Raw genomic sequence first — 13,228 nt, forward strand, 5'->3', positions numbered from 1 at the left:
TGGAAGCGCGGTGACGTGTGGAGCTGACTGATACTAATCGTTCGAGGACTTAACCAAAATAGATTGCTCGTTCTTCTTGAATTCTTCTTACAACATTATCTAGTTTTGAAGGAATAAATACTTTCCTTTCAATTAAATAGTCTGGTGGCGATGGCGAGAAGGTCACACCCGTTCCCATACCGAACACGGAAGTTAAGCTTCTCAGCGCCGATGGTAGTTGGGGGTTTCCCCCTGTGAGAGTAGGACGCCGCCGGGCACGCAAAAGAACAGCTGTAATGGCTGTTCTTTTTTTGTATGCTGATTTATAAATGATGTGTGAAATATGGCAGTAACTGAATATATTTGGCCTGACTTCGGACAAGTTTGGAGGTAATGAACGAAAAGTTGTCTGAACCTGAGTCAACTTCAGACAGGTTTGGTGGAAAAACACGAAAAGTTGTCTGAACTTGAGCCAACTTCAGACAGGTTTGGTGGAAAAACACGAAAAGTTGTCTGAACTTGATGCAACTTCAGACAGGTTTAAGGAAAAATAACGAAAAGTTGTCTGAACTTGAGTCAACTTCAGACAGGTTTGGTGGAAAAGCATAAAAAGTTGTCTGAACCTGAGTCAACTTCAGACAGGTTTGAAGGAAAAACACGAAAAGTTGTCTGAACTTGATGCAACTTCAGATAGGTTTGATGGAAAAACACGAAAAGTTGTCTGAACTTGATGCAACTTCAGACAGGTTTGATGGAAAAACACGAAAAGTTATCTGAACTTGAGCCAACTTCAGACAGGTCTGAAGGAAAAACACGGAAAGTTGTCTGAACTTGATGCAACTTCAGACAGGTTTGAAGGAAAAACACGAAAAGTTGTCAGAACTTGAGCCAACTTCAGACAGGTATGATGGAAAAACACGAAAAGTTGTCAGAACTTGATGCAACTTCAGACAGGTTTGGTGGAAAAGCACACAAAGTTGTCTGAACCTGAGTTAACTTCAGACAGGTTTGAAGGAAAAACACGAAAAGTTGTCAGAACCTGAGCCAACTTCAGACAGGTTTGAAGGAAAAACACGAAAAGTTGTCTGAACTTGATGCAACTTCAGCCAGGTTTGAAGGAAAAACACACAAAGTTGTCTGAACTTAATACAACTTCAGTCAGGTTTGGAGGAAAAGTCCGAAAATTTGTCCCAACCAAAACAAACCTTTCATCAATCGTAATATAATCCTAAATCCCTGATCTAAACCATCTAAAAATCAACAACCATTTCTTCTCAAATAATAAACCAACCTAAATTGTTATAAGACATACAAGGAATCCGAATGTCAATCATAAAATATAAAACAACTAAACTTTCTAAAATATTATTCGAAAAATTGTATACAAAAAAACGCTCCTGGCAACAATAGGTGTACGGAGGTGGAGAATTTGGGTTCGCTTTTAGCTAAGAATCAAATCGGGGAAACGTGTGTGATTTGCGAGCAGAAAAAAAGTGCTGGCATACACCTGTATACTTCTTTTATATGCACAGACTGTGAGAGCATCATGATCAAGACAGATACGAGTGATCCTAAATATAAATATTATGTAGAAAAGCTAAGGAAAGTAACAAAGCCTGGCATTTACAGTTAAAAGCTCATTTCGAGCTTTTATTTTTTTTGCTGAAAAACAGTGTTAGAATAGATAGGTGTGAATTTATAGATATAGGTGAGATTATGGATCAATCCAAAACACCCTTGTACTCTCAATTGGTTAACCATTCAAATGGAAACCCTCTATCGCTTCATGTACCGGGGCACAAATATGGGTCTTTTTTTTCCGTAGAGGGCCAAATCTTCTTTCAGCAGATTTTGAAATTGGATGCAACCGAAATAACAGGATTGGATGACCTTCATTCGCCCGAGGGAGTTATTTTCGAAGCTGAGGTTTTACTTAGCGATTTATATAAAACAAAAAAAAGCTTTTTTTTAATAAATGGATCAACTGTCGGGAATCTTGCGATGATCATGGCGGCAATCAATGAAGATGATTTGGTGCTTGTCCAGCGTAATTCCCATAAATCCATTATGAATGCTATAAGACTCGCAAAAGCAAAACCAGTATTCATAAGCCCGGAGTACAACGAAGAGTTCGGAGTGGCTGCCGGGTTAAGTATTGATGGTGTCAAATCAGCCATTAGCCAGTATCCGGATGCAAAGGCACTTATTTTAACCTACCCAAATTATTACGGACTGACTTATGATCTCAAAAGCATTATAGATTTGGCTCATGAGCATAGCATTCCTGTATTGGTGGATGAGGCTCATGGTGTACATTTTATCGCAGGGGATTATTTTCCGGAGTCTGCCGTTGAACTTGGGGCCGATATTGTCGTACAGTCTGCTCATAAAACATTGCCGGCGATGACAATGGGAGCCTTTCTCCATTATCAGTCGAACTCGGTATCACTCAGTAAGCTAAAGTTCTATTTACAGGCCCTACAGTCAAGCAGCCCTTCCTATCCGCTGATGGCATCCCTCGATTTGGCACGGAGCTTCCTGGGTACTTATAAACAGGAAGACTTGTCATATTTGAAAACAGAACTGCAGGAATTCAAAGAAAAACTAGAGAAATTGGCATCCATTCGGGTTTTGCCAGGGGCTGATCCATTAAAGCTGACCATTCAATCCTGGTCTGGTTTCGAGCTGCAATCCAGGCTTGAATCGAAAGGGATTTATACGGAAATGGCTGACCCTTATAATGTGCTGCTCGTTCTTCCGTTGCTGAAGCATGGCATGGAGCATCGCTTGCTGGAAGCTGCTGAAAAGATTGCTGAGGTAGTAAGCACCATTCCGGATGAGAAAAATAAACCTGAGTCAAAAGTCATCCAAAAAAGTATTTCAACTTTGGAAGTCAGCTATAAAGAGATGGAGAATCAGCAGACAGAATACGTCCTGTTACAGGATTCCGCAGGCAAGGTCTGTGCGGAACAAATCATTCCTTATCCGCCAGGAATACCACTTTGTCTCCCTGGTGAAGTTGTGACGGAAGCCGATATTGAAACAATCTTTTTCTTAAAAGCAAAACAAGCAAAAATCCAGGGCGGAGAATCTTTGCATGCTGGTAAAATAAAAGTGTTTAAGAGTTGGGGGCTTTAAAAGTGGAAAAAGGAATATTTATTACGATTGAAGGTCCGGATGGTTCTGGAAAGACGACAATCCTTCAGATGCTTGCTCAAAACCTTGAAAAAGAAGGATACGCCGTGGTGGCTACTCGTGAGCCTGGAGGCATCGATATTGCTGAACAAATCAGGGAAGTGATCCTGGATCCGGAAAATACTGCAATGGACCCGCGAACAGAAGCACTTCTATATGCCGCGGCGAGAAGGCAGCATCTTGCAGAGAAGGTGAAGCCTGCTCTCGAAGAAGGAAAAATTGTCCTATGTGATCGTTTTGTTGATAGTTCTCTTGCGTACCAAGGGCATGCTCGAGGTTTAGGTATTAATGAAGTATACTCCATCAACGAATTTGCGATTGAAAATATGATGCCGGCGATGACTCTATACTTTGATGTCGCACCGGAGATTGGGCTGGAAAGAATCAATAAAAACAAAGGCCGTGAAGTCAATCGACTGGACCTGGAAAAGCTCGACTTCCACCAAAAGGTGAGAGAAGGCTATTTAATCCTGGCTGAGATGTTCCCAAAACGAATTGTTAAAGTGGATGCTTCTAAGGAACTCGATACAGTATATGGACAAGCAGAAGCTGAAATTAAAACGCTCATAAATACATTTTTTCCAAACAAGTCTTGATCAACCTGAGGCTTGTTTTTATTTAGATTGGCGAATAAAGGCTTATTTTAGCGAATGGTATCAACTGGAAGCCAATGGGATTTCACGTTTAAATCATGTCTTGACCCATGAATCCTGTTATAATGATAATACAAAAGTTACGGAGTGAAATCTTTTCGTTGAGCTTGCGCCGTGTATAGCAAGTCTATAAAAAAGTCTAGGGGGATAATGAATGAAGTTAATATTAGCTGTGGTCCAGGACCAGGATAGCAATCGTCTATCCAATGCATTAGTAGACCATAATTTCCGCGCAACAAAAATGGCTAGTACGGGTGGATTCCTGAAGTCCGGAAATACTACTTTTATCATAGGTACAGAAGACATCAGGGTAGATAAGGCATTGGAGGTCATAAGGGATAACTGTAAGTCGCGTGATCAGCTGGTAGCACCTGTTTCCCCAATGGGAGGGAATGCAGATTCATATGTTCCTTACCCTGTGGAAGTAGAGGTTGGCGGAGCGACTGTATTCGTATTGCCTGTTGAGCAGTTTCATCAATTTTAACAGGAAATACCCGGAAGTTAGCAAGAGATGAAGATTAATCAGGATATGCGCCTTAACATAGATAAAATCCGACAGGATCAAAAACAACAGCCTGGAGGCGGAATCAGGTTCAATGAAATGGTGGTAAAGCAAGAACATAAATTGCAGCTCGGACAGATGCAGCAATTAATGAAGGAAGTCGAGTCTGCCGGTGAAAGGCTTGCGCGGTTTAGGACGTTCAAGGACCTGGCCAAATTCAAGCCACTGGTTAAGCAATTCGTAAAAGAAGCGGTCAGCTTTGAAATGGAGCTAAAGCACTCGCATAGCTGGAATGAATATGGCGAAGGCAGGTCATTGAAACTTGTAGAGAATATTGATGAAAAGCTCGTCGAGTTGACAGAAGAGTTGATGGATAATAAAGATGAACAGATTGATATCCTTGGCAAAGTAGGGGAAATCAAAGGTCTGTTGATCAATTTATATACGTAAGTGAGTGATCGCATTGGCAAAGACGTGGGACGAGCTGGAGAGACTTCAGCCGAATGTTTTGAAAATGATTAAAAACAGCATCCTGAAAAATCGAATAGCCCATGCGTATTTATTTGAAGGAATGAGGGGCACCGGCAAAAAGGAGATTAGTATTCTTCTTGCCAAGAGCATCAATTGCCGGGCGCCTGTTGATGGCTATAAACCTTGTGAAAGCTGCTTGAACTGCAAAAGGATCAACCATGGCAACCATCCGGATATCCATCTTGTCGAGCCCGATGGCCTGTCGATAAAGAAAGGGCAAATCCAGCAGCTGCAGGAGGAGTTTTCAAAAACAGGGGTAGAGTCAAAGAATAAGCTATACACCATTGTCCATGCTGATCGGATGACGACAAATGCGGCAAACAGTTTGCTGAAATTCCTTGAGGAGCCGCATGCGGGAACTGTTGCCGTGTTGATCACCGAGCAGGCCCAGCAAATGCTGCCGACTATTTTATCGAGATGCCAGTTGATCAATTTCACGCCGTTATCTCCTAAAAATATGGCAGAACAACTGATTGCCAATGGGATACAACCGCAACTGGCACCTCTGTTGGCACAGCTAACCAATAATTTGGAAGAAGCTTTAGAGATAAGTCATGATGATTGGTTTGCACAAGCACAAAAAATAGTGTTAAAATTATATGAAGTGCTGAAAAAGAATTCCCTTGAAGCTATGGTCGCGCTTCAAGAGAACTGGTTTATGCACTTCAAAGAGAAAGAACAAATCGATCGTGGTTTGGATTTATTACTTCTTATTTTTAAGGATTTACTATACATTCAGCTTGGCAAGAAAGACCAGGTTGTATATCTAAACGAAAGCTCACGTTTAGAACAATTTGCATTACAGACATCCGGACGGCGTCTTACCGAACAAATGGCAGCCATTCTGGAGGCGAAGAGGAAGCTGCATGCCAATATGAATCCCCAGCTGCTCATGGAAGAGCTGGTGTTAAAATTGCAGGAGGGATCTACACTTGTATGATGTAGTAGGTGTCCGCTTCAAGAAAGCGGGAAAGATTTATTATTTTGATCCCGGCGATCTCTCAATTCAAAAGGACGAATTCGTCATTGTCGAAACTGTAAGGGGCGTTGAGTACGGAAGAGTCGTAACTCCCCGTAAACAGGTCGGCGAAAAGGATGTAGTCCTGCCTCTGAAAAAGGTAGTCAGAATTGCAGATCAGAAGGATCGCCTTATTGTCGAGGAGAACAAAACAGCTGCAAAGGAAGCGTACGATGTTTGCAGTGAAAAAGTGAGTGAGCATCAACTGGATATGAAACTGGTTGATGTTGAATATACATTTGACCGCAATAAAGTCATTTTCTACTTCACGGCTGACGGCCGCGTCGATTTCCGGGAACTGGTCAAGGATTTGGCCTCGATTTTCCGGACAAGGATTGAACTGCGCCAGATTGGCGTAAGGGATGAAGCGAAAATGCTTGGCGGGATAGGACCATGCGGCAGAATGCTTTGCTGCTCCACGTTCCTGGGGGACTTTGATCCAGTTTCAATCAAGATGGCCAAGGATCAAAACCTCTCGCTTAACCCAACAAAGATTTCCGGCCTTTGCGGCAGGCTCATGTGCTGTTTGAAATATGAGAACGACCAATATGAAACAGCGAAAGAGCAGCTGCCTGATCTGGGTGAAATGATTGTTACACCTGATGGTACAGGAAAGGTTGTGGGGTTGAACATCCTGGAACGAGTCATGCAAGTCGATATACCTGGCCAGGAACGCGTGCTGGAATATACACTTGAGGAAATACAGGAAGCAGGAGCTGTATCGTTGCAATCATCCACAGATTAATGAGGTGGAACAGGTGGATAAAAAAGATATCTTTGACTCAGTAAGTAATATGGAATCGCAGATTGGTGATTTATACCGTCAGCTTGGTGAGTTAAAACAGCATTTGGCAGAGGTTCTGGAAGAGAACAATGCATTAAAGCTGGAAAATGAGCATATAAGACGCCGTCTGGATCAAACCATTGGTAAAAAAGATCCAACCATTAAGAAGAGCGGTAAGGGAAACAGCAATCAGGCACAGGGTGATAAAAATGTGGTCGACATCGGTGAAGGCTACGATAACCTTGCCCGCCTGTATCAGGAAGGCTTCCATATCTGCAACCTGCATTTCGGAAGCCCCCGCAAAGAGGATTGCTTATTCTGCCTATCCTTTCTTAATAAAAAATAATTGGCAGCCTTCCTTAATTGGGAAGGCTATTTTTATAATACTCTTTCGTAAAGTTATAAGCATTTACACACTATTTAACACATGTTCGATTTGGCATCTTCGAAAGGAGCCCAAAACCCCTAAGAATGCTGATACCTATATATACTCGAAAAGCAACAATCAATTTTTAATTAGCAGTTCACAGGTTCACAGCCATTGAACATATATGTATGGAGGAACTATCTATAATGGTTAATTTACGGGAAGATGAACGATTGGATTATTTGCTGGCAGAGGATTTAAGGATTATCCAGAGCCCGAATGTATTTTCGTTTTCATTGGACGCTGTTTTGCTTGCAAGGTTTGTCTGGGTGCCAATCCAAAAAGGCAAGATTGTCGACCTGTGCAGCGGCAATGGGGTAATTCCATTGTTTTTAAGCGCAAGGACAAAGGGGACAATTACCGGGGTGGAGATCCAGGAGCGGTTGTACGATATGGCAGTCCGCAGTATTGAATATAATAATCTAGACGATCGGTTACATATGATTCATGGTGATCTCAAGGATGCGGCTAAAGAGCTCGGCTACGAGAAGTATGATGTCGTAACATGCAATCCTCCTTATTTCCTTACACCTTCAAAGGAAGAAATAAATATGAATGAACACCTTGCGATTGCGCGTCATGAGATCCTCTGCACACTCGAGGATGCGATTAAATCATCAAGCCAGCTTGTGAAGCAGGGCGGTAAGGTTGCCTTTGTCCACCGTCCTGGCAGATTGATCGATATCATCGAAATGATGAGGAAATACCGGCTTGAGCCTAAGCGGATCCAGTTTGTTTATCCTAAGGCCGGGAAGGAAGCGAATACGCTTTTGGTAGAGGCAATCAAGGATGGAAGTCCTGACCTTAAAATTCTTGAGCCATTGACGGTATATGATGAAAATAATGAGTATACCCCGGTGATCAAAGAAATGTTATATGGAAGCAAATAAGTACAGAGAAACGGGTGATTTACATGCAACGGCAGAAAAGCTTTGAACGGGAATATGAAAAAGGGATTCTTTACCTCGTACCGACTCCTATCGGGAACCTTGAAGACATGACATTCAGGGCGATCAGGATCATGAAGGAAGCCGATTGGATTGCGGCGGAGGATACGAGGAATACGAAAAAGCTATGTAATTATTTTGAGATTGAAACGCCCGTTACCAGCTATCATGAACATAATAAGGAAAGCAGCGGATTTAAATTGATTGAAAGGATCAAAGAGGGAGCAAAAGTCGCACTTGTCAGTGATGCGGGAATGCCAACTATCTCTGATCCAGGCACGGAGCTGGTGGTCGAGGCGATCGCCGAGGGACTGACTGTCGTACCGTTACCAGGGGCGAACGCGGCTTTGACAGCTTTGATTGCCTCTGGCATTCTTCCTCAACCATTCTACTATTATGGGTTTCTCCAAAGGGGCAAAAAGGATAAGAAAAAGGAACTTGAGCTGCTGGCAAAGCAGACGGCAACCATCGTTCTCTATGAATCCCCCCATCGTTTGAAGGAAACGCTGTCCTTGATGCTTGAGGGACTAGGCGATCGGAAAATGGTCCTTTGTCGTGAACTGACGAAGAAATACGAGGAGTTCCTAAGGGGAACAGTTGCTGAAGCATTGGCATGGGCAGAGGAAGAAGAAGTCCGCGGGGAATTTGTATTGATCATCGAAGGGGCATCTCCTGATTCAATTTCCGAAGAAGAAAACCAATGGTGGGAAAGATTAAGCATTGAAGAACATGTTGAACATTATATTGCCAAAGAACAAATGAACTCTAAGGAAGCAATCAAGCAAGCAGCAAAAGATAGAGGTATGCAAAAGAGAGAGGTTTACCAGGCGTATCATATTAAAGAATAGTGCGGAAACAGCACATATAAAAAAGGCCGTGGATTCATCCACGGCCTTGAGTATTAGATTTATGCTTTTACAGGCTCGAAGCTTCCCTGGATTTCTTGAAGAAGCTGTTCAGCACCTTCACGGCTAAGGATCAGCTTGCCGCCTGCCAATGTGATGTTATTGTCAGAAACTTCACCAGTGATGTGGCAAGTCATGTTAGGCTTGTACTTCTTAAGGATGATGCGGTCATCATCAACATAAATCTCCAAAGCATCCTTTTCTGCGATGCCAAGAGTCCTTCTAAGTTCGATTGGAATTACCACACGGCCAAGCTCATCAACTTTACGAACAATTCCAGTAGATTTCATTTTTTTAATCTCCTCTCATTTTCCCCATCTATTAAGTTCGTCATTTTTCGACATTTTTCTCTTATTGGTTTTATAATACCAAGGATTCCAATAACCGTCAATTATTTTATTTTTCTTCTATTAGTAAATTTTTACACAGAACGAAAACCTTTTCATATCAAGGGTTATGGATGAGAAAGGTAATAAGGAATAAGGAATGGTGCGGTTATCTCGAATTGAGGATAATGAAAAAATATTATTGAGGTAATAGTATTCGACGCATAATTCGACAAAATTCTACAATATCATTCGACAAAATGTCACAATTTCGACAAACCCTAGATGGATTGTATATTATTTTAGTAACAGGTATATTCTATTTGTGGATTTGGTTATGATTTTATTATGCAGAATATCAACCTTTCAGGACACTAAAGCTCATGCCAACGAACTGAGGCGGGGCTTTTTTTATAAAAATATATTAGGGGCATAGCCCCATAATGAATCTCTACTGACAAAGTTCGTAAGCTCTATAGAGAGAATGTCCGTAGCGGAACTTTTTCAGGAAATTCTGTTTTTACCATTTGATAAAATAAGAATATCTTAACCCTGGATAATGGCTCATAGTTTTGGGTTTTAAAGTGTTAGGAATCCCGGTGCATAAACTGGTATAATAACTACTATTAGAATGAACTAGCAGTTTTAGTTAAGGAGGATCTTCATGGAAGAGAAATTGAAAACCTTTTATCTTACAACCCCGATTTATTATCCTAGCGGCAATTTACATATTGGCCATGCTTATACGACAGTAGCAGGCGATGCAATGGCGCGCTATAAAAGACTGCGCGGCTATGATGTCATGTATTTGACAGGTACGGATGAGCACGGTCAAAAAATCCAGCGCAATGCCGAGGCAAAAGGCATCACTCCGCAGCAATATGTCGATGAAATCGTCGAAGGGATCCAGGAGCTCTGGGGCAAGCTGGATATTTCCTACAATGATTTTATCCGTACGACCCAGGATCGTCACAAGCAGATTGTCGAAAAGATTTTCGCTCAGCTTCTGGAGCAAGGGGATATCTACCTCGATCAATACGAAGGCTGGTACTGTACTCCTTGCGAATCCTTCTATACAGACAGACAGCTTGAAGATGGAAACTGCCCGGATTGCGGCCGTTCTGTCGAAAAGGTAAAAGAAGAATCGTATTTCTTCAAAATGAGCAAATACGCAGACAGGCTGCTGAAATATTATGAAGAGAATCCTGACTTCATCCAGCCGGAATCCCGTAAAAATGAAATGATTAATAACTTCATTAAACCCGGACTTGAAGATTTGGCCGTTTCACGGACAACGTTTGATTGGGGTGTGAAGGTCCCTGGCGACGCGAAGCATGTCATTTATGTGTGGATTGATGCGTTGTCAAACTATATCACAGCTCTTGGCTATGGAACAGATGATGACTCCAAGTACTTGAATTACTGGCCGGCAGATGTCCACCTGGTCGGCAAGGAAATTGTCCGTTTCCATACCATTTACTGGCCAATCATGCTGATGGCGCTTGACCTGCCGCTTCCTAAAAAGGTTTTTGCCCATGGCTGGCTTTTGATGAAGGATGGAAAAATGTCGAAATCCAAGGGGAATGTAGTCGACCCAGTGACACTGATTGACCGCTACGGTCTTGATGCGCTTCGCTACTATCTGCTTCGAGAAGTTCCATTTGGTTCTGATGGAGTGTTCACGCCTGAAGGCTTTGTCGAAAGGATCAACTTTGACCTTGCGAATGACCTTGGAAACCTGTTGAACAGAACAGTTGCGATGATCAATAAGTATTTTGACGGCGAGATTCCTTCCTACAATGGCTCTGAAGGAGAATTTGAGAAACAGCTGCTTGAAGTGAATAAGGTAACAGTCCAGAAGTATGAAGAAGCTATGGAAAAAATGGAGTTTTCCGTGGCGCTTACTTCCATATGGCAATTGATCAGCCGCTGCAATAAATTCATCGATGAAACACAGCCTTGGGTACTGGCGAAGGATGAAGAAAAGAAGGCTGAACTTTCTGATGTAATGGTCCACCTTGCTGAGTCATTGAGAAGAGTGGCTGTACTATTGAAGCCATTCCTGACAAGGACTCCGGATAAAATCTTCGCCCAGCTGAATGTCGCCACTGAAACGCTTCAATCTTGGGAAAGCCTGGAGGAATTTGGCCAGATTCCAGCAGGAACGAAGGTCGTTCAGGGTGAACCGATTTTCCCTCGCCTTGAATTGAAGGATGAAGTGGAATTCATCAAGGAAAAAATGCAGGGTTCTGCTCCTGCCGCGGCGCCTGTTGAAGAAGAGAAACCGGAACCTCAGGATGAAATCACCATTGATGACTTCATGAAGGTTGAGCTTCGGGTAGCAAAGGTGGTTCATGCGGAGCCTGTTAAAAAGGCGGATAAACTGCTGAAGCTTCAACTGGATCTTGGTTATGAAAAGCGCCAGGTTGTTTCCGGCATAGCGAAATATTATAAACCGGAAGACCTTGTCGGTAAAAAGGTAATCTGCGTGACAAACCTGAAGCCGGTCAAACTTCGCGGGGAGCTTTCTGAGGGAATGATCCTTGCAGGTGAAAAGGATGGTGTCATGTCATTAGCGACAGTGGATGACTCACTGTCAGTAGGTGCGAAAGTAAAATAAAACCATTTAGACCTGAAAATGTTTCATGTGTAACATTTTCAGGTTTTTTGTGTTAAAAAGGCAATTTTTTTAAAAGAGTGATTTATGATAGTAAGAGAGTCAGATAGCAAGCAAAGCGCGAGCGCCCTTGCTCAGCCCTGACAAGCGCTTTTAATAACGCAAGCATTCCCGACACTTGTCGGGTTTTTATGAAACCGAATTCAAAAATTTGACCTGGACATTGAAAAAAAGTTATGATATCGACACAACTTTATCACAATAATAAGAACACCACAGTGATTCTATTCTACTTAATGTCAGGAATCACTAGAATGAAACTGCAGGGCAATGCTGCAAAGGAGTTTTAACATGCTTTTTGATACACATGTACACTTAAATGCAGAACAATTCAATGATGATCTCCAGGAGGTTATTGACCGGGCGCTTGCTGAGGGTGTGACGAACATGGTTGTTGTCGGGTTCGATGAGGCGACGATCAAGAAAGCGATAGAACTTGCTGAAGGCTATGATTTTATCTATGCAAGTGTAGGCTGGCATCCAGTCGATGCGATTGATATGACGCAAGAGCATCTGGACTGGCTTAGAGAACTGGCCAGCCATCCGAAAGTAGTCGCACTCGGGGAAATGGGCCTTGATTATTATTGGGACAAGTCACCAAAGGACATCCAGAAAGAGGTCTTCCGCAAACAAATCAGGCTGGCAAAAGAAGTGAATCTTCCTATTATCATACATAATCGTGATGCAACAGCAGACATAGTTGAAATTTTAAAGGAAGAGAACGCCGGGGAAGTAGGCGGAATCATGCATTGCTATAGCGGCAGTGTGGAAACCGCGCTAGAATGTATCGATATGAACTTCTATATTTCGCTTGGCGGACCGGTTACATTCAAAAACGCGAAGAAACCGAAAGAAGTGGCAGAATCGATTCCAATGGATCGACTGTTGGTCGAAACAGATTGCCCTTACCTGACGCCCCATCCATATCGCGGAAAAAGAAATGAACCAGCGTATGTAAAATTGGTGGCCGAACAAATTGCAGAACTGAAAGGGTTAACACTCGAAGAAGTTGCAGGCGAAACAGCCAAAAATGCAAAAAAATTATTCGGCATAAAGTGATAAAGAATGTTGTCGATTTTTCAACAAGGTTGTCCAAACTTTTTCTGTTTCTAAAAAGTTCTACATGTCTCACTGGCGACATAGGATAACCGTGTCGATAACTCTTGCTTTTCTTTTTATGGAGCATCTTGCATAATAGGGACTACGTTTGGGCAAGGGTGTCTGGGTTGACAAGTCGGCAACAATATCTTTATAATCACTCCGAGAAGAGGAGGCGTTTTTCAT

General features: G+C 42.4%; 13 protein-coding genes and 1 rRNA gene. 13 read left to right on the forward strand and 1 reads right to left on the reverse strand.

Annotated elements, in window-relative coordinates; all coding sequences use genetic code 11:
* The first annotated feature begins 140 nt into the window (after window positions 1-140).
* From rrf to rsmI, 11 genes are all read left to right on the forward strand, one after another.
* Window positions 141-256: ribosomal RNA gene (gene rrf, locus J7E35_RS17990) — 5S ribosomal RNA — on the forward strand.
* Between the two features lie 1,152 nt (window positions 257-1,408).
* Window positions 1,409-1,612: a sigma factor G inhibitor Gin gene (locus J7E35_RS17995; RefSeq protein ID WP_214782092.1), complete on the forward strand. Its 204-nt coding sequence runs from the start codon at window positions 1,409-1,411 to the stop codon at window positions 1,610-1,612.
* Window positions 1,613-1,695: 83 nt separating this feature from the next.
* A complete protein-coding gene (locus tag J7E35_RS18000; protein ID WP_214782206.1) occupies window positions 1,696-3,117 on the forward strand; it encodes an aminotransferase class I/II-fold pyridoxal phosphate-dependent enzyme in 1,422 nt (473 codons plus the stop codon).
* 2 nt (window positions 3,118-3,119) lie between these two features.
* Window positions 3,120-3,770 carry a dTMP kinase gene (gene tmk, locus J7E35_RS18005; protein ID WP_214782096.1) on the forward strand — a complete coding sequence of 217 codons (651 nt, stop codon included), beginning with the start codon at window positions 3,120-3,122 and terminating at the stop codon, window positions 3,768-3,770.
* A gap of 211 nt (window positions 3,771-3,981) precedes the next feature.
* Complete coding sequence (locus tag J7E35_RS18010; RefSeq protein ID WP_079504170.1) at window positions 3,982-4,311, forward strand: cyclic-di-AMP receptor; 330 nt, start codon at window positions 3,982-3,984, stop codon at window positions 4,309-4,311.
* A 27-nt stretch (window positions 4,312-4,338) separates the two neighbouring features.
* A complete protein-coding gene (locus J7E35_RS18015; protein ID WP_214782099.1) occupies window positions 4,339-4,779 on the forward strand; it encodes a YaaR family protein in 441 nt (146 codons plus the stop codon).
* A gap of 13 nt (window positions 4,780-4,792) precedes the next feature.
* Window positions 4,793-5,800 (forward strand): DNA polymerase III subunit delta', encoded by a 1,008-nt coding sequence (gene holB, locus J7E35_RS18020; protein ID WP_214782101.1) that lies wholly within the window; start codon window positions 4,793-4,795, stop codon window positions 5,798-5,800.
* Window positions 5,793-6,623, forward strand: coding sequence for a PSP1 domain-containing protein (locus J7E35_RS18025; protein ID WP_214782103.1), 831 nt, complete (start codon window positions 5,793-5,795; stop codon window positions 6,621-6,623). Before holB ends, J7E35_RS18025 begins: the two co-directional genes overlap by 8 nt.
* 13 nt (window positions 6,624-6,636) lie before the next feature.
* A complete protein-coding gene (yabA, locus tag J7E35_RS18030) occupies window positions 6,637-7,008 on the forward strand; it encodes a DNA replication initiation control protein YabA (RefSeq protein WP_102264786.1) in 372 nt (123 codons plus the stop codon).
* A 227-nt stretch (window positions 7,009-7,235) separates the two neighbouring features.
* Window positions 7,236-7,979, forward strand: coding sequence for a tRNA1(Val) (adenine(37)-N6)-methyltransferase (locus J7E35_RS18035; protein ID WP_214782105.1), 744 nt, complete (start codon window positions 7,236-7,238; stop codon window positions 7,977-7,979).
* Window positions 7,980-8,002: 23 nt separating this feature from the next.
* The gene (gene rsmI, locus J7E35_RS18040; RefSeq protein ID WP_214782107.1) at window positions 8,003-8,884 is read left to right on the forward strand and encodes a 16S rRNA (cytidine(1402)-2'-O)-methyltransferase; all 882 of its coding nucleotides are present in this window, start codon (window positions 8,003-8,005) and stop codon (window positions 8,882-8,884) included.
* Between the two features lie 59 nt (window positions 8,885-8,943).
* On the opposite strand, the gene J7E35_RS18045 is transcribed toward rsmI, so the two are convergent.
* A complete protein-coding gene (locus J7E35_RS18045; RefSeq protein ID WP_102264789.1) occupies window positions 8,944-9,231 on the reverse strand; it encodes a transition state genes transcriptional regulator AbrB in 288 nt (95 codons plus the stop codon).
* 700 nt (window positions 9,232-9,931) lie between these two features.
* On the opposite strand from J7E35_RS18045, the gene metG reads away from it, so the two are divergent.
* Together metG and J7E35_RS18055 are read left to right on the forward strand one after the other, a co-directional pair.
* Complete coding sequence (gene metG / locus J7E35_RS18050) at window positions 9,932-11,887, forward strand: methionine--tRNA ligase (protein WP_214782109.1); 1,956 nt, start codon at window positions 9,932-9,934, stop codon at window positions 11,885-11,887.
* Between the two features lie 348 nt (window positions 11,888-12,235).
* Window positions 12,236-13,003, forward strand: a complete 768-nt coding sequence (locus J7E35_RS18055; protein WP_214782111.1) for a TatD family hydrolase — start codon at window positions 12,236-12,238, stop codon at window positions 13,001-13,003.
* The last annotated feature ends 225 nt before the right edge of the window (window positions 13,004-13,228 follow it).

This window comes from Bacillus sp. ISL-45, from assembly GCF_018613195.1.
Lineage (GTDB): Bacteria > Bacillota > Bacilli > Bacillales > Cytobacillaceae > Mesobacillus.

What these genes read in the sequence shown, in the direction of transcription:
- J7E35_RS18010 (WP_079504170.1), top strand. Translation starts at nt 3,982, where the DNA reads ATGAAGTTAATATTAGCTGTGGTCCAGGACCAGGATAGCAATCGTCTA.
- rsmI (WP_214782107.1), top strand. Translation starts at nt 8,003, where the DNA reads ATGCAACGGCAGAAAAGCTTTGAACGGGAATATGAAAAAGGGATTCTT.
- J7E35_RS18000 (WP_214782206.1), top strand. Translation starts at nt 1,696, where the DNA reads ATGGATCAATCCAAAACACCCTTGTACTCTCAATTGGTTAACCATTCA.
- J7E35_RS18055 (WP_214782111.1), top strand. Translation starts at nt 12,236, where the DNA reads ATGCTTTTTGATACACATGTACACTTAAATGCAGAACAATTCAATGAT.
- metG (WP_214782109.1), top strand. Translation starts at nt 9,932, where the DNA reads ATGGAAGAGAAATTGAAAACCTTTTATCTTACAACCCCGATTTATTAT.
- J7E35_RS18045 (WP_102264789.1), bottom strand. Translation starts at nt 9,231, where the DNA reads ATGAAATCTACTGGAATTGTTCGTAAAGTTGATGAGCTTGGCCGTGTG.
- J7E35_RS18015 (WP_214782099.1), top strand. Translation starts at nt 4,339, where the DNA reads ATGAAGATTAATCAGGATATGCGCCTTAACATAGATAAAATCCGACAG.
- J7E35_RS18035 (WP_214782105.1), top strand. Translation starts at nt 7,236, where the DNA reads ATGGTTAATTTACGGGAAGATGAACGATTGGATTATTTGCTGGCAGAG.